The 17,114-nt window shown below is 61.4% G+C and carries 9 protein-coding genes; 7 read left to right on the top strand and 2 right to left on the bottom strand.

The window, feature by feature from the left end:
* Positions 1-3: 3 nt before the first annotated feature.
* From HK401_RS19715 to HK401_RS19685, 7 genes are all read left to right on the top strand, one after another.
* Entirely contained in the window at positions 4-2,514 is a 2,511-nt protein-coding gene (locus HK401_RS19715) for a choice-of-anchor G family protein (protein WP_181276368.1), read from the top strand.
* Between the two features lie 141 nt (positions 2,515-2,655).
* Positions 2,656-3,444: a DUF5819 family protein gene (locus tag HK401_RS19710; RefSeq protein WP_181276367.1), complete on the top strand. Its 789-nt coding sequence runs from the start codon at positions 2,656-2,658 to the stop codon at positions 3,442-3,444.
* Positions 3,434-4,666, top strand: coding sequence for an HTTM domain-containing protein (locus tag HK401_RS19705; RefSeq protein WP_258234361.1), 1,233 nt, complete (start codon positions 3,434-3,436; stop codon positions 4,664-4,666). The genes HK401_RS19710 and HK401_RS19705 overlap by 11 nt, the downstream gene beginning before the upstream one ends.
* 521 nt (positions 4,667-5,187) lie before the next feature.
* Positions 5,188-8,688, top strand: a complete 3,501-nt coding sequence (locus tag HK401_RS19700; RefSeq protein ID WP_181276366.1) for a choice-of-anchor G family protein — start codon at positions 5,188-5,190, stop codon at positions 8,686-8,688.
* Between the two features lie 92 nt (positions 8,689-8,780).
* Positions 8,781-10,163, top strand: coding sequence for a copper amine oxidase (locus HK401_RS19695; protein ID WP_309136056.1), 1,383 nt, complete (start codon positions 8,781-8,783; stop codon positions 10,161-10,163).
* A gap of 535 nt (positions 10,164-10,698) precedes the next feature.
* Positions 10,699-12,261, top strand: a complete 1,563-nt coding sequence (locus HK401_RS19690) for a hypothetical protein (protein ID WP_181276365.1) — start codon at positions 10,699-10,701, stop codon at positions 12,259-12,261.
* A 446-nt stretch (positions 12,262-12,707) separates the two neighbouring features.
* Positions 12,708-14,834, top strand: coding sequence for a helix-turn-helix transcriptional regulator (locus HK401_RS19685; protein ID WP_181276364.1), 2,127 nt, complete (start codon positions 12,708-12,710; stop codon positions 14,832-14,834).
* 476 nt (positions 14,835-15,310) lie between these two features.
* On the opposite strand, the gene HK401_RS19680 is transcribed toward HK401_RS19685, so the two are convergent.
* Entirely contained in the window at positions 15,311-15,976 is a 666-nt protein-coding gene (locus HK401_RS19680; RefSeq protein WP_181276363.1) for a histidine phosphatase family protein, read from the bottom strand.
* 124 nt (positions 15,977-16,100) lie between these two features.
* Entirely contained in the window at positions 16,101-17,006 is a 906-nt protein-coding gene (locus HK401_RS19675) for a LysR family transcriptional regulator (RefSeq protein ID WP_181276362.1), read from the bottom strand.
* Positions 17,007-17,114: the final 108 nt, after the last annotated feature.

Here is a 17,114-nt window from a genome sequence, read left to right as displayed (position 1 = left end):
ACTATGAAGATGCTCGGAGGCCGGCCCACTTCCGGCCGCAAGATCGCTGCGGGAACGGTGGCTGCCGCGACCGCAGTCGGGCTGACCCTGTTGACGACGTCACCAGGTGCAGCCGATGAAAAGAACCCGAAAGAGGATTCAGAGGCTTTCGGGCAGCTGATCGATGCGGATCTGCTGTCCGCGGACGCCGTCGATGCGCTCTCGGCCTACAGCAGCTCCCCTTCCAGCGATGCGGAGGACAGCACGCCGCTGAACGCGGAAGTTCTGCAGTCTCTCGGGGTCGAACTTCCGGGAATCGATCTCCCGCTCATCAGCAACGAGGGCGGCGACGGTCTTCTCGAGCTCGGCGAGGCCGGTGCCCTCAATTCCTACGGCCACGCTTCTGCAAGCAATGCGGCAAAGGCCAGTGCCGGCGCCGTCGGCAAGGACGGCGCCCTCAACCTCGACGACATCAACAACGGCGACTTCGGCAACGCCAAGGTTGATCTGACATCGGTCTTGGGCCAGCTGAACCTCGACGGTGTCAGCGATGAGATCGTCGACGAGCTCAGCCTCGAGCTGGGCGCCATCGGTTCAACTGCCGAAAGCGATGGCGAGACGACCGACTCGGAGTACGTCGTCGCCGACGGAACCCTCACCGTCTCCAGCCCTGCGGTGGACGACCTCTCCGGTGCGCTCACCGATGCCGTTGACGGTGTCGGTGGTTCCCTCGACGACGCCATCGGCGACGAAGGCCTGGTCAACGAACTGGCCGGTCTCGGACTCGACGTCGATGCAGGCCTCGCCTCTGTCAAGGTCGGCGGAGAGGACACGAAGGTCTCGGTGGACACCGGGGACGCGCTCAACAGCGTCGTCGAAAACGTCGTCAACAAAAAGCTCGAGGACGAATCAGGCATCGTCTCGATCGATCTGGCCAACGGCGACATCAAGATCGACCTCGCCAAGGTCGTGAAGGGTGCCGACGGTGAGGACCTCAATGGTCTGGATCCGAACACCCAGGCGCTGACTGCCGATACGACGAAGAAGATCACCGACGCCGTTGCCGATGCCCTCGGCACGCTGTCGGGGCGGGTCAATGAGACTCTGACCGATGCACTCAACGATGTTCATCTCAACATCGCGCTGCCCGCCAGCATCACGGCCGCCGGAATCCCTGCAGCCGACGGCAAGGTCACCGTGGATGCCACGCTGGGCCAGCTGGCCGGCACGGACGATTCCGAACCGGTCGTCGACACCGATCTTTCAGTGGCCGGCGTTCCTGTCGGGACTGTGGTCAACGCCATCACCGGTCCGGTGGTCAAGGCGGTCCTCGGAGTCACGAAGCCGATCATCGGGGAAGTCCTCGACTCGACGACGGAAGAGGTGTCCGGTTCTGTCACCGACATCGTCGACCCCGTCCTCGACGGACTCGACCCCGTCTTCGGCGGACTCAACCAGGTCGTCGACCTCACGATCAACGAACAGTCGCCCAACCCGTCGGGTGAACAGGCCTCTGCTCAGTCCTCATTGGATTCGAGCCGGGTCGATGGAGACAACGGTCCGGGATTCACAGTCAACGCTGTGAGCCTGGAACTGCTCCCTGAATCCGATGCGATCGACGTCAACCTCGCCTCGTCTTCGGTCCGTGCGACCGCAGACGATGCCCCGGGTGACGACGACGCGGACGCCGACGACAGCGCTGCTGCCGATCAGGACGATTCGGCGGATTCCGACGCTTCGGCTGACCCCGACGCGGACGCCTCGGCTGACCCGGATGCTGCGGCTGACCCCGATGCTTCGGCATCTGATGATGCCGACGCGAACGTCAACGTGAACGCGGCGGCATCGGCCTCGGCGTCCGCCGATGCGGACGACGATTCGAACCCTGCGGCTCAGGCAGCGTCAGAGGCGGCTGCCGATGACGATGCCAACGACGCGGCATCGGCAGAAGCTGACGCAAACGCCGAAGCGGCCGCCGAATCGGCAGCTGCCGAGGACGCGTCCTCGAACACCTCGGCTGATGCGGCTTCCGATCCGAACGCCTCGTCACAGAAGGCGTCGAACGCCGCTGCCGATGCAGACAATTCGGATTCGACGAACGCTGAGGCCTCGGCTGCTGCCGATGCCGATCCGGCCGCAGCCGCATCTGCGGCATCGACTGCTGACTCGTCCAACGAGGCTTCGGTTGAGGCTGCGGCCAATGCCGACGATTCGGCCGCAGCGGACTCGACCGACGAGGCAAACGCCTCGGCGGCGTCCGATGACAACGCCGATGGTGCGGAAGCCAGCGCTTCGGCCGACGGCGACGAGGCAGACGCTTCGTCCGATGAAAACGCCTCTGCCGCCGCAAATGCGTCGGCGGACGTCGAAGCGGGCGCGAGCGCAGACGCTTCGGACGACAGCGACGGCGGAGATCTGCCGAGGACAGGTGCCGAGGGCACCCTGGCCATGGCCGGATTCGCAGCGCTGCTGATCACAGGTGGCGCGGCCGCGGTCTACGCCGCTCGCCGTCACCGCAACCGCAGTGGTCGCTGAACCAGATTGAGCCACTGATCGCACCGGCCAGGTGGTGGGGGAGAAGTCTTCACTTCGCGTCCACCACCTGGCTTCGTGCGTGAGACTCGCAGACGAGCTGGGACACACAGACGAAATCATCGACCAGAATCCGGATGTGCCATGGACGAGACGACGACAGAGACCGAGGCTCGGCGTCGTCCGGTGGTCAGGCGGACGCTGATGGTCATCGCGGTGGCGGTCACTGGATTCCACCTGTTCGCGACCTTTCTGTGGATCGCACCTTCATCCGCCCTGCGGGAGGCGGTCCCGGGGGAACTGCTCTCCAAGTACATGATTCCGCTGTGGGGTCAGTCGTGGAGTGTGTTTGCGCCGGAACCGATCAACGGGGACTACTACTTCGACGTGCGTGCGGTGATCGACACCGGGGGCGGAGAAGAGGTCACAGAGTGGGTGCGGGCCACCGATGTCGAGTCGGATCATTCGACGTACAGGCCGTTCCCGCCGCGATCGGCCGGTCTGGGTATCGGCGTGGCTTCGGATCTGAAGGGATCATGGGATGATCTGCCGGCTGATCAGAAGGCGATTGTGAAGCTCAGCTACTTCAAGGGCGGCGACTCCGTGAAACGTCTGAGGGCGAAACTCGACGAGTACGACGACCCCGATGGTGCGGTCGGCGGGTATCTCGACAGTGAGCATGTGGCTGCGGCGTACGCGACCCAGGTCGCGAGAGCTGTGTGGGGTGAAGACGTGCCGCGGGTGCAGTTTCAGGCGGTTCGCCAGAATGTCGTCCCGTTCGCCCAGCGCAATGATAAGGACGCCAAGCGCCCGAAACTTCAACCGGTGCCGGTCGGGTGGCGGGCCCTGGTCGTCGAGGACGATCAGTCCGAGGAAGAGTTCGCGAAGTACTTCTGCGCCTCCGACGTGGTGAGGTGCGCCGATGAGCACTGAGACCACACCGACCGAGGTGGATGCCACCTCGGCGAGGGCAGACTCTGCGGACCGGGACCAAGCACGCACCACCTCGGCGAACCCGGAGATGGTCCCGTTTCCTGCTCAGGTGCGCACGGTGATCGCGCGAGGTTGGGATAGGCTCGAGGTTCTGCTCACCGGGCGATACCACGCGACCTATGGGCTGGCAGTGACCAGGATTCTCATCGGGTTGACCGGACTCGGCCTGATTCTGACGAACTTCAATGCCCGTCACTATGCGTTCGGAGTGGGCAGCGCCTGGAGCGGCGAGATCGCGGATCCGAAGAGCGACTTCCCGAATATCTGGCTCTTCTCGCTCTTCCACCGGGTGGTGACGGTTCCGCCGCTGTTCACAGCCATGATGATCGGCTTGGCGATCCTCGCCATCGTCGTCACACTCGGCTGGCGTACACGGATCGTTCTGCCCTTCTACCTGATTCTTTGGGTCAGCTTCATCGAGCTCAACGACGGCGCCGGTGATCAGGGCGACAACGCGTATCGGATGTTCCTCATCGCTCTGCTCTTCGCCGATACCACTCGGCAGTGGTCGCTGGACGCCCGTCGGCGATCTCGTCGACACCGTGATGACGGTGGTGAGGCGAGCGATAGAGCCGGCAACGACCCCGAGGTGCACGGTACGACCGGCGGAAGCCGATGGCGGTGGGTGATGATCATGGCCCACAATCTCGCCATAGTCGTGCTGACGTTTCAGGTGTGTGCAATCTACATGTCCGGCGGCCTCTACAAGGCCGGTGGTGCCGCCTGGCAGCACGGTTTCGCGGTATGCAACCCCCTGCACACCCAGCAGTTCGGCACATGGCCGGTGCTCTCTGAGCTTGTCACAGCGTGGGGACCGATGGTCGTGATGATCTCCTGGGCATCCGTGCTGTTCCAATGCGCGTTCCCGTTCATGCTCTTCAATCGATGGACGAGAATCGCCGGGCTTCTCGGCATTCTGTCGTTCCACCTGGGGATCGCGCTGCTGATGGGACTCCCGTGGTTTTCGCTGACGATGATCGCTGTCGACGCGATCTTCATCCGCGATCGCACCTTCGCCCACCTCGGTGCACGACTGCGCACTTGCCTCAGTGCGGGCCTGCACAATCGGCGGCACTCCACCTCGGCGATGCCGAGGCCCGGAGCGCCGCCCTGCCCAAAGGAGACGAACATCCGGCAAAGCCGGGTGTCGCTTGAGCCCTGAATAATTGACAAATAGGGCTGGTCTATTTGAATTTCTCCTTGACTTTTAGTTCTCGTTTCTGTGCGCAGGAAAGTTACTCAACCTGGATTGTATGAAAAGTTCTTGTCCGGCAAATTCGTTCACGTATCGCAATGCGGACAGCAGTCAAAAAATATTTGCTGCATATCGAACGTGTTCAGCGTCGAGAGGCGACGGTTCCAGAGTGCTCTTTGAGTCGGTTGTTTCCCGTATTCTAGGGGGAGTTGTGTGATGTCTGAGCGAGATCCCCGAGCGTGCCGAGGGGTGATGAACCTGTGCGTGAGCTTCATCCGGAGTTGAAAGACTCTAGACACTGACTGGAAGTTTCGACAGAATTGACCCCGGGTCACGTTCGTTGGATCAAAATCCGACATCTGAGGGAGCGGAACCTTTCAAATGAGTAAATTTGGAGGTTAAACGTGTCTCAACACGTCCATTCACGCCGTTTAGATTCCATGAAGAAGACTCGGCGAAGAAGAATTCCACGATGGGCACTTTCAGGGTTGGCGCTTGGCGTTGTCGGCGCGATGGTCGGTACGACCAGCGCCTCGGCGCTGGGGCTCGACAACTATCCCGACGATCCGACTGAAGCCGAGGCGAGTGTCGCCGGCATGAGCCTTGATTCCAAGGATCTGATCGCTGCGGCACAGTCGAAAGCCGGTTCGCAGTCGGATCCGGGGCCGAACCGTGAAGCATTCAACGGTGCAATCGGCGGGGACGAAGTCATCGACTTCGGCGCGGGCTATCAGATACCAGTCGACGACTTCATCGACTTCGGCCAGGCCGGAGCTGTCGAAAGCGAATCGACTGCCGCCGATGCCAAGAACGGCAAGGCCGTGTCCGGCATCGTCGGTGCCGATGGCGGTCTCAGCCTTGATGGGAAAGACAGCGATTTCGGAACAGCGCAGGTCGACCTGCTCTCCATCGTGGCAGCGAGCGGTTCATCCGATGTCACCGATGGCCTGATCGACCAGGCCGATCTGAGTCTCGGCCTCGGCGGTGCCTGGGTCGAAGCGATCGACGGCGAGTTCCAAGATCCCGACTCTGTCGGAAAGTATGGACAGTACAGAGTCGGCGATGCCAAGCTGCAACTGCACTCCCCGGCGATCGACGATGCCGGCGACGGTGTCTCGGATGCGGCCGGAGAGATGGAGGGCGAAGTCAACGATGCGCTCAACGACGCGCTCGGACTGACCGATCTCCTTCCGGGCATGACTGTGGATACCAGTGTCAAGAGCAGCATCAAAGATGACGTTCTTGATGCAATTCTGCTCGAACCGATCAGCACTGATGACGGTCTGGCGACGATCGACCTCGGGGAAGGGTCGATCGAAGTCGACGTCGGACGGATCGGCGGCAACGACGACGGTGTGATCGATCGGCCCGTGGGGATGAACAATCAGGATCCCAATACCGAACTGATCGATGACGAGACCTACCCGTTCATCGCCAGCAGTGTCCACGACGTCATCGAGAAGGTGATCGACGTTGCCGTGGACACGGCCATCGAGTCGCTGCGCAGCGCAACCGTGAACGTGGACATCACGGCTCCGGATGGCACGAAAGCCGGATGGGATATGGACCTGACGGGCAAGGTCAGCAATGACTTCTGCGACGCGGCGGGTGCTACCGGCACCGTCACCTGCGGAACGATCAACACCGTCATGAAAACCATGGATACGGTGATGGGCCCGATCTACGACGAGCTGTCCGATCCTTCGGGCCTGTTGTACAAAGCGTTCACCACGATCAAGACGGACATGATGACAGTGCCCATCCGTGCGGCACTTGACCCATTCCTCAAACTGATAGCCGATAACCTCGTCTCGCTGCAGATCAACCATCAGGAGACGACGGACTGCACCGCGGCCGACGGTTCGACCACGGTCAATGGTGTGGAAGTCTCTGCACTGAGCCTCGGCGTCGGCGATGGCACGGCACGTCTGGGCATCGGCAACGCGGGCGTTCGCACCGACTCATGCGATGATTCCGCTGACGGACCGTCGATCGACACCTCGTCGCCCGCCCCTGCGGGTGGAGAGACGACGCTCGACTCCACTGGTTGGGCACCGGATACTGATGTCACTGTCGAGCTCAACGGTCCCGACGGCAAACCGGTCGGTGAACCCATCACGGTGACGACCGATGGCGACGGCAACTTCCCGAAGGGCACGGTTCTTCCGATTCCTGGCGATGCCGCCCCCGGTGACTTCACCATCGTCGGCACTGACCCCGACGGGAATACCGGAAAAGGCGAAGTGACGGTCTACGCACCTGGTCTGACCGTCGCGGGCCCCGTCTACCCGGGTGATTGCGCTGCAATCAACTCGGACGGATGGACTCCTGATTCGGAGGTCACTGTTCAGCTGACTGACGCGGACGGAAAGCCGGTCGGCGACCCGGTCACGGCCATTGCCGACAAGGACGGCGCTCTGCCTGATGACACCTGCGTGACGGTGCCAGAAGGCACCGAGCCCGGTGATTTCACCGTCGTCGGAAGTGATGACCACGGAGCGAACATCGATGCGCCTCTCACCGTCGCCGAGGCGGGTACCCCGATCGTATCAGCCACCTCTCCCGCCCCGGCAGGTACTGACATCGACGTGACTTCACGTGGATGGTCTGCCGATAACGACGTGACCTTCGAGCTGACAGATCCCGATGGGAATTCGGTGGGCGACAAGGTGACGGTCACAGCCGACGGAGAAGGCAATGTGCCGGAGGGAACGACACTCCCGATTCCCGACGACGCGGCTGCCGGGGACTACACGCTGACGGCGAACGATCCTGACGACAACTCCGCGAAGGCGACAGTGACCGTCTACACTCCGGCGGTCGAGACAACGTCCCCAGTGGTTCCCGGACAGGACACGGCAGTGAAGGGCACCGGCTGGCTTCCGACGAGTGATGTCAAGCTGCAGCTCGTCGACCCCGACGGAGAAGACGCTGGTGACGCCGTGAATGTGACCACCGACGAAAAGGGAAGCCTGCCGGAAGGTACTGTCCTGACGATTCCCAAAGACGCCGAACCAGGCGACTTCGCGGTGCGAGCGACCGATGACAACAAGGCCGAGGTCGATGCATCCGTAACCGTTGCTGAGCCCTCGATCGATGTTTCTTCGCCGGTTCCAGCAGGCGGTGAGGCATCGCTGAAGAGCGTTGGTTGGGAGGCGAACACCTCAGTCGAACTGAAGCTTGCGAACGCTGATGGAGACGAAGTCGGCAGCCCAGTGATCGCCACGGCCGATGCGAAGGGTGCTCTGCCCGAAGGTACGAAGATTCAGGTACCTGATGACACCAAAGCCGGAGAACTCACAGTGACCGGAACAGCGTCGAACGAGACGACTGCCGAAGGCACCTTTGAGGTCTATGCTCCGTCGATCGAGGCGACAACACCGGTTCCGGCCGGTGATGAAACCGCAGTGACGAGCAGCGGCTGGCTGCCTGATTCCGAGGTCAGCATTCGCCTGGAGACGCAGTCAGCGAAGTCCGACGACGCATCCAGCGACCTCGGCGAGGCTGTCACTGTGACGACCGATGGAGAAGGCGACGTCCCTGAGGGCACGAAGCTGCCCGTTCCCGCCGAGATCACAGCCGGAGACTTCGCCGTGGTCGGCACCGATGACAATGGCGCCGAAGCCGCGGCGTCCATTGAGGTGACCTCCGCTGAGGCCGACGATGACGCGAACGCTTCGTCGAACGCTGGTGGCGATGACGCGAGTGCTTCGTCGAATGCCGGTGGCGATGACGCGAGTGCTTCGTCGAATGCCGGTGGCGATGACGCGAGTGCTTCGTCGAATGCCGGTGGCGATGACGCGAGTGCTTCGTCGAATGCCGGTGGCGATGACGCGAATGCCTCGTCGAACGCCGGTGGCGACGAAGGTGTGAGCAGTGATCTGCCGCGAACCGGTGGCGAGATTGTGCCGATCTTCCTGGCTGCCGTTGCGCTTATCGCTGTCGGTGCAGCTGCACGTTACACGTTCAGAAGCAAGTCGACCGTGTGACGCTCATCGTCGAGATGAGATGAGCTCGGGTGCGGTGATCATTCGCTCACATGATCACCGCACCCGTCCACTATTTTTGACTTTCCGCCCGTGTGGGGCGGCTTCCTCTGAGGATCGATACCGAAGTGAAAAGACGACTGACACAGATCGTTGCCGGAGCTTTGTCTCTCTTGCTCATTGTCACGGCCTGCACCCAGGGTGACAGCTCTCATTCTGGACAGCAGGGCACGAATGAACAGATCACTGCTGACATCTCCTGCGAGAGTCCCAAGCAGAAGGTCTCGCAGTCACTGTCCAGCGGAGCCACATGGACGATATGTTGGGGTGTCCATCCGGACTTCGGACTGACGCTCTCTGACATCTACATCACTCCACCGGGTGAAGACCCGACCCGTGTCATCGACACGATGTCGATCTCTCAGCTTGAGGTTCCCTATGACACCGGCGAACGACTCACCTCCGATATCACTGAATCCGGATTCGGCGGACGCAAAATGAAGACGCTCAGCGACGACGCGTGTGGTGGAAGACTTCAATCAGCAAGCATCCCGAAGATCGGCGATGGTTCATACGGCAAATCTGAGACGAGGGAGGTCCTCTGCTCCGAGGTCGTCGATGAAGGGCTTGCGTACCACTCCAGCGATCTTGTCGCTCCAGCGAGTGCCCGCAAGAACGGTTGGCAACTGTCAACAGTCTCTCGGGTCGGCTGGTACGAATACGTCTCGCAATACACATTCGGTGCAGATGGATCGATCAGCGTTCAGCTCGGAGCAACGGGAGACTTGTCTCCAGTCGACTACACCGATGAGGATCACGGATGGGATGTCGGTGACCACGAGCACGCGGCCAGCCATTCACATAACGCCGTCTGGAGAATTCGGTGGGGTCTCGGTGGCACTGGAGGCATGAGCGCACAGCAGTTCGACGCCGATGAAACAGGGGACAGAGGTGCCGAGTCGCCCAAGCTCACCGGCAAGCTGAAAGACATCGACCATCCAACTACGGCTCGGTGGCAGGATCGCCGGTGGTGGCGAGTGCTCAACCCGAACCGCCTCAACGATGACGGCCACCCCATCTCCTATCAGATCGATGTCGGCAAAACTGACTCATTCGAGTTCGTCGACGATGCTGAGCATTCGCATACGCACGAAGATGACATCGGCTACGACGTAGGTTTCACGAATCACAACGACTGCGAGCTCTATGCAACGAAGAATCGAGGCGACTGCGGACGGGGAGTGCAGGAGTTCGTCGAAGACGGAAAGGACCAGGACCTCGACGATGTCGTCTCGTGGGTGGCAGTTGGATTCCATCATGTGCCCAGAGACGAGGAGCAGTCACCAATGGAGATGCATTGGCAAGGTTTCACCCTGCTGCCTCGGGATCTCACCGCGCAGCGGTTCGATCTGCCGAAGGGTCACGAGGGGGTCAACGGGGTGCCGGACTCCGAGTGGAACCAGGAGCCCATCAATTGATCACTGGGCACGATCTGATGTGCGCCGCGCCACCGAAGTCATCAAAGCGTCATATAAAAGGCACGATATATATACTATGAGGCGTTCAAGCGCAATGGAATTCCTTTTGAATAATAGGTGGAAGCAAGTTAGTATGTCTTTGTCGGTAAATCTCATGAGTACATCGGCGCTTGCGTGACGGCATCCTCAGTGCGGTCACGTGTCCTCTCCTGGGCGTGTGTGAGCGCGCGCCTGGGAGGGGGCATTCAATTTCTGTGAGTCGACATTGGATTCAATCAGGACCAGTTGCCATTACTTTTGTGCGAGTCTGAGTAACTTCCTCCCGCTGGCTCACTCGACCAATACCAAAGAGCGAAAAGCAATCATGGATTAGTCATCTGAGCGGCAGAAAAAAGTCATGGGGATGCAACTGATCTTGAAAACCTACGATAAACTGCTGCGATGAGAGTACGACTTCGATCGGAGGCTCTGGCGCTTCCAAGCAGCGCGGCTCCTGCGACCTACTTCTGTCGAGACCGATGAGGACCGAATAGACGTGCATGAACATCAGCCTGACGAGAATCTCGCCGATTTCACCAATGAGGAAGTCCTCCAGCTCATCGACTCCGGAACTGTCGGCGCGTTCTCCGAGATCTATCGTCGCCGCATCGACGACGTGGCGAATGAGAAGTCGATACCCCGGGCGATCCATGACGTTGCGCTGTTGGCAGTCCTCAAGCAGGTTCTTGATTCCCCGCCCCTGACTTCGGAGGGGCTCGAGGCGCTCATCGAGAGTGCTGTTGAGGAGGAAACCGTCCGGCACGACGTGACGGAGGAGTTGTCGAACGTCTCGACGTCCTGGGAGCGGCACAGCAATGTGGCAAACGTCTTCTCGAGCCTTCCTGATAATTGGCAGCGGATTCTGTGGCTGAGGGAAGTCGAGGACTTCACGCCGACCACAGTTGCCCAGAGGCTGAACGTCACCGTGCACACCGCGACCCGTCTGACGGTGCGCGCTCGGCAGGAGATGAAGCGACAGTGGCGGAAGACGCAGGGTGAATCGGCTCCGAGCGCGACCGAGCTGCGCGCCGCGCTCATTCCTGCGCTGCTGATTTCGCCGATTCTTATCGAGCGATTCGCTGACACGCTCAATGATCGATCACAAGCACACATGGCATCATCGGTTCCCACCGCAGCGACCGCGGCGGAAAGCATCTCCACGCCGGAGGCGGATGGGGAGGCAAGCTCTGAATCAGCAGCGGAAGCAGCGGAAGACTCGGGCGCTGCAGAAGACGAGGTCGCCGAAGAAGACTCAGGGGTCGAGAAAGGAGACTCACTCTTTCACCTCCCTAAACCTGTTCTCATTCCAGTGGCAGCGGCGTGTATCGGGCTTCTCGGATCGTTGGTCGGCCTATCCATCTCGCCCATAACCAGCGAGAATTCGGGGTATCGGACGGATGTCGGGCCATCGTCCGCCTCAGCGGGGAAGGAAGCAGGGAGCCAGGGCGGCAGTGTCAGCGAGCACAGCCCATCGTCCGGGCACTCATCCGACGATGGGCACGCAGGGTCATATTCCCCCAACTCGCCTAATCCACATGATCCTGCGGCGTCTCAAGACGTGGGCGGAGATCGATCTGGGCCTCCCGCGTCGCGCGGCGCTGGTGATCGCACCGATGGAAAGTCCTCGAGCGGCAAGCGGGCGGGTGACCGACCAGGAACGCCCGACGAGAGCGGTTCTGAAGAGCCGGGCGTACCTGACCGGCCGAATCCGACGAAGCCTGATTCGCCCACACCGTCGGAACCCGACGAGCCGGACGCTCCTTCACCGTCAGAACCTGACGAGCCGAATGAACCGGCTCCGTCGGATCCCGACGAGCCAAGTGATCCCGCTCCATCGGATCCCGACGAGCCGGATGCGCCCTCACCGTCAGGGCCTGAGGAACCAAGTGATCCCGCTCCGTCGGATCCCGACGAGCCGAACGACCCCGAGCCGTCGGAGCCCGACGGTGCTGACAGCGCGAGTTCGACATCCGTCCAGTCAGACGGTGAAGGGTCAGTGGGGGCGAATGAAGGAGGCGATAGTTCGTCGAAGACGACTGCCCGTCGCTCCAGTCGCTGATTGAGGCAATTGAGGCTCAGCTGAGCTGACAGCGGTACACCGGTCGCATTGCAGCGCCGGCAGCTTTCCGCCCGGAAGCAGGACCGATATACGATGAGGAACGGGCTGCCGAGCCATTATCTCGACAGCCCGGTAAGTTTGCTGTGCTATACATGAATACGTAGCACCGCACATCTCCCCTCACCTTGGCAGTCCCCACTGCCACGGCACCCGCCGACAGCACAGAGAAGATCCCATCATTGCCTATCAGTGAACCCAACCGCGGCAACAGCGAGGAATCATCCCCTCCTCGCCGACAAGACGCTTTCGAAGTCTATTTCGGCCCCCGAATCTCAGACCAACGTTCATTCGCGGAAGCGCTCAATCACCGAGGCGCTCTCGGCTCTATCGGAATCGAGCACATCTTTCGCTGCAGCGCCGGTAGAATCGACATTGCGCAGTCTCTCGTGGACTCCGCGCATCGTGCCGGAATTCGGGTAACTGACGTCGACCAGACCCAGATCGACGCGTTGCTTCAGCCCTCGCTGACTCCGCGCCTCTCGACCGGAGGAGCTCAAGCGCAACCCTTGTTTCTGCTGGCTCTCTTCTCCTGGCTCCCGAAGATCACCGCGCCGACGATTGGGCTCGTTCACGACGCCTATGATCTAGCTGGGGCCAAGACAGCAGTTCCCACGACGTCCACGGAGCTGGTCTCCGAACTTGTTGCCGCGGGTCTGCTGGTGGTCGAATCAGGAGAAGAGGGAACGCTGACCGTTCCTGGTCTCATTCGCTCATTGATGCGACGAATCACGGGCCCCTGGGCAGGCGAGTTCCACAGAAGTCCACACGAAGCATTCAGCATCGCCATCGACAACTCTTACGCAAGGGCGAAGGCGAGCGACGTGCCGGGACACGACGAGATCCTCGACCTCGTTGTCGAAATCGAAGAATGGGAACTTCTTGAGCAGATGTGGACCCGACGGTCGATCAATGTGTTCGACGACGTGGTGAACGCGGTCGACGCATTTCTCGCAGTGCCCGCTTCTGTCATCACCGCAAGGCCGATCCTCGCGTTGGCCAGGAGTGCCGCACGAAGGATCGATTCGATGCGCAGTCGTCTCGGTACCGAGGACAGTACTCGCTTAGTGCCGTTGACAGATTTCGACAGCGTAATCGTACCGAGCCTCCACGGCATGCTGTCGGCCGGTCATGACACTGCCCGCAGTGTGGATGAGATCGTTGCACTCACCACGGCGGAGGCGCGCTTTCATCGCTCGAACCGTGACTACGAGGCGGCGTTGCAGACGATTGACTCGGGACGCGAACTGCTTCGCAATCGCGATCTCGAGGGGTCCGGCCCCACGGCTATGATGCAAGCTGGACTCAACCTTGAGCATGGAAAGAACTTGATTTCAGCAGGACGGTTCGCTGAGGCATTGCGGGTTCTCCAAAGGGTCGTTCAGTTCTCCGAAACCTACGCGCCGAACTCATGGCACCCGATGCTTGCCGGCTATGTGGAGACCGCGTTGGCCAATCTCGGGCACGGGTACGGCAAAGAGATGGGTCGCAATCTCACTCTTGCTCGGGACAAGGCGCAGTCATTCGAGATGGAGACCTTGCCAGGCGAGCATAAGTGGCAATGCCTTGATGCGATGAGGAGCCTCGACAGACTCGACCTGTCTGCAGCCGGCACGGCTCTTGCGAAACTGAGAAATGCGGGAACCGTGAAGGGGCTCGGTTCGCTGCCCACAATTGCCGAGAGTCTCTACCGCGTCTACATCGGCCGGGCCTCGATCGCAGCCAAAGAGCTGATCGACAACGCCGCCACTCGGAACTCTCCGATGACGAGTTCGTCGAATACCAGGTACTCCGGGATCGTGAATATCGCCAGTTTCGTGTATCTGGCCGCCGGAGAGACGAAGCCGATCCAGGACCTTGCGACCCAGTTGCCTCCGACTCATCCCGCGTATCACTTGGTCAAAGCGCGACAGAGCTTTGTCTTCGGGCAGCGGGAACAATTGTGGTCGAGCACCGCTCGTGTCCTCAATGGTGCCGATGGCCCTCGGCTCAAGGGCTGTGCTGCGGCACTTCGCTCCGCGTTCCTGCATCACGAGGGTCAGGAGAGCGCGGCAGTGGACAGCTTTGGCCACGTTCTCGACTACTGCATCATCGGAGCGACACTGATGCCGATTGCGCAGATGTCGAAATCCTCGAGGTCGGCTCTCATCGAGGCTACGGCCTCTCACTCGGCCTGGACTGATCTGGCTGAGGCATTCGACGATCCGAGCCATTCGGCCGCAGATCTGCAGCAACGGCTGCTGGACCTTCCGGAAGCTCTGCGCGTCACCGTCGAACGTGATGTCGAGCTGTCTTCTGCAGAGCTTTCGCTGCTCTTCGCTATCGACTCCCAGAAGCCGGTTCCACAGATCGCCCGCGAATTCGGAGTGGTCGTCGGGACGTTGAAGAATCGCCTGTCCGCGCTGTATAAGAAGTTCGGTGTGAGCAGTCGGGCCGAAGTGCTCGAACACGCGAAGCGGAACGGGTACCTCTCATCGGCAGAAGTGCCCGGGGGTGGCTCGGCGTCTTCGGACTGAGTTCGCTGTACGCGTGACGAGACCTCTTCTCCACGGCCGGGACGGCTGACCCGGGTGGCCCGTCTGAGGCCAGGAACGCAGTGCGCACCTGCCCCGCGTCATCGCGTTCAGCTCCAAGGAACCGCCTGCAGCCGGCGAGAACTTCTGTTCGATCCTGATCTGCTTATGTGATCCCGCGCCGGGCCCGGAGGCCGCGGTTGCTGGTGTCCATCTCGGTGTGGTTCGTCGGTGCGACGGCGCTCCGTTCTCCTCGGAGCCAGGAGCCTTTTGCCATCTTTGATGCTGTCCGCGACTCAGGCCCGCCGTCGGCCGCCGTCGAAACAGTCGACGATGGGATGGCCTGGACGGTAAGCGCGGTGCGAACGACCTGACGGTGCGCGTTCGGTTCCGAATCAGCACGGGAAACTGCGTTGGGGTGTCGTTGGCCCAGTAGTCGGGGCGGGGGCCGGGGCCGGTTCGACCAGTTTGCCGAGGCGTCAGCGGTAGGTCGCGTTCTTCGGTGACTGGTGGCCGTGGTCGTTGAACGAGATGAGGCTGGTGCCGCCGCGGCCGGTGATGATCTTCGTGATCCCGGTGTTGATGGTCACCCGGTTGAACGCCATCCACTGATCGAAACCGCCGCCGATCAGTCGCGCCGCTGTCCAGGCGATGGCGCCTGCGCTGGAGACGACGATCGTCGACTGTCCTGAGCCCATCGTCTGGACCACCTCGTCGAGGGCGCGGTCGACTCGAGAGGTGAACTGTGTGTAGGACTCCGAATAGTCCTCGTCATGCTCGCCCGATGCCCAGCGAGCGCACCCGCGTTCGAGTTCGGCCTGGAAGATCTTCGAATCGTGCTTGGCCCGTGGATCGGTCTCCGTCAGAGCAGCGGTGAGCTCCCACGCGTTGTACTCGTTCCAACCTGGATTGATGTCAGGGGTCGGGAGGGAGCCGGTTCCGAGTCCGAAGCCGTCGAGGAGGCCCTCAGCCGTCTGTCGCTGCCGCAGCATCTCACCATGGACGACTCGTGCAGGTTCGATACCTTGTGCTGCGAGGAATCGCCCGGTGATGCGGCTCTGTTCCCTGCCGAGATCGGACAGTCGGTCATAATCGTCGGTGCCGAATGAGGCCTGTCCGTGCCGGACCAGATAGAGCACGCTCATGAATCACCACATCCTCGTCGTGATGCTCGAATTACTGTTCAATCGATCGTTCACTGACCCTGAGTCTACGGGACGCTCGACGGAAGTCGGGTCGGCGGACATCATTCAGTCTGGCCGGCTGCCATCATTCCGTCGGAGTCGGGTGGGGGAACAGCTGCTCGGCCAGACGCAGAACCTCTCGCAGTGCCGGACTGTCATCGTGCCTCCGCCATGCCATAAGCAGGGGAAAGGGGCCCTGTTCGTCATCGAGCGGGATGAACGTGACGTTGGGGAACGTGAAGTTGCGCGGCACTGAGGACACTGTGACCGAGCATCCGAATTCGGCTCCCACCAGCGACAGGATCGTCCAGCTGTCCGGTGCCACTTGGGCGACATTGGGGTTGAACCCCGCCGCCTGCGAAAGCGAGTACAAACGTTCGATGGTCGTCGATCCCGGGTTCGACGGCAGGGTGATGAAGTCCTCGCCCTCGAGCTCGGCCATGGACACCGAGCTTCGGCCTGCCAGCGGATGACCGTTGTGGACGGCGACGACGAGGGCCTCCTCGGCGATCATTCGCGTCTCCACGGTCTGGGGAATGAAGGGCCAGTGCCCGAACGCGATGTCGAACGAGCCGTCGACGACTCCCTCGATCGACGGCAGTGCGAACGTCGCACTCTGCAGGCTCAGCTGAATCCCAGGGTGCGTGTTGCGGACCAGCTTCGCCAAGCGCCCGACCAGCGTGTGGGTGGCGATCCCGGTGAAGGCGAGTCGCACATGCCCGACTTCGCCTTGGCCGGCGGCCTTGACGGCCGCCTCGGCGAGCTGATTACTCATGAGTATGTCTTGCGCAGGCTGAACGAGCGCCTCGCCTGCTGCGGTCAGCCGCACCGACCGGGTGCTGCGGTCGAAGAGCTGCGCCGACAATGACGTCTCCAGATTCCGGATGAGCCGGCTCACCGGCGGCTGCGTCATCTGCAGGCGCTCGGCGGCTCGACCGAAGTGCAGCTCCTCGGCGAGGACGAGGAACGCTCTGATCTGCTTGGCATCCATGTTCGGGCCCTTCGTTCTGCTGTGTTGTCCGCTGTGCTCGTTGCGCTGCCGTGCTGGTTGTTCTGTCGTGCGGGCTGTTCTGCTGTGCCGACCGCGTCTTATTGTTTT

It is taken from the genome of Brevibacterium oceani (genome assembly GCF_013623835.1).
GTDB lineage: Bacteria > Actinomycetota > Actinomycetes > Actinomycetales > Brevibacteriaceae > Brevibacterium > Brevibacterium oceani.
The sequence above is the reverse complement of the archived record's forward strand: the minus strand, read 5'-3'. Positions and strand labels throughout refer to the sequence as shown.

What these genes read in the sequence shown, in the direction of transcription:
- HK401_RS19715 (WP_181276368.1), top strand. Translation starts at nt 4, where the DNA reads ATGAAGATGCTCGGAGGCCGGCCCACTTCCGGCCGCAAGATCGCTGCG.
- HK401_RS19710 (WP_181276367.1), top strand. Translation starts at nt 2,656, where the DNA reads ATGGACGAGACGACGACAGAGACCGAGGCTCGGCGTCGTCCGGTGGTC.
- HK401_RS19705 (WP_258234361.1), top strand. Translation starts at nt 3,434, where the DNA reads ATGAGCACTGAGACCACACCGACCGAGGTGGATGCCACCTCGGCGAGG.
- HK401_RS19680 (WP_181276363.1), bottom strand. Translation starts at nt 15,976, where the DNA reads ATGAGCGTGCTCTATCTGGTCCGGCACGGACAGGCCTCATTCGGCACC.
- HK401_RS19675 (WP_181276362.1), bottom strand. Translation starts at nt 17,006, where the DNA reads ATGGATGCCAAGCAGATCAGAGCGTTCCTCGTCCTCGCCGAGGAGCTG.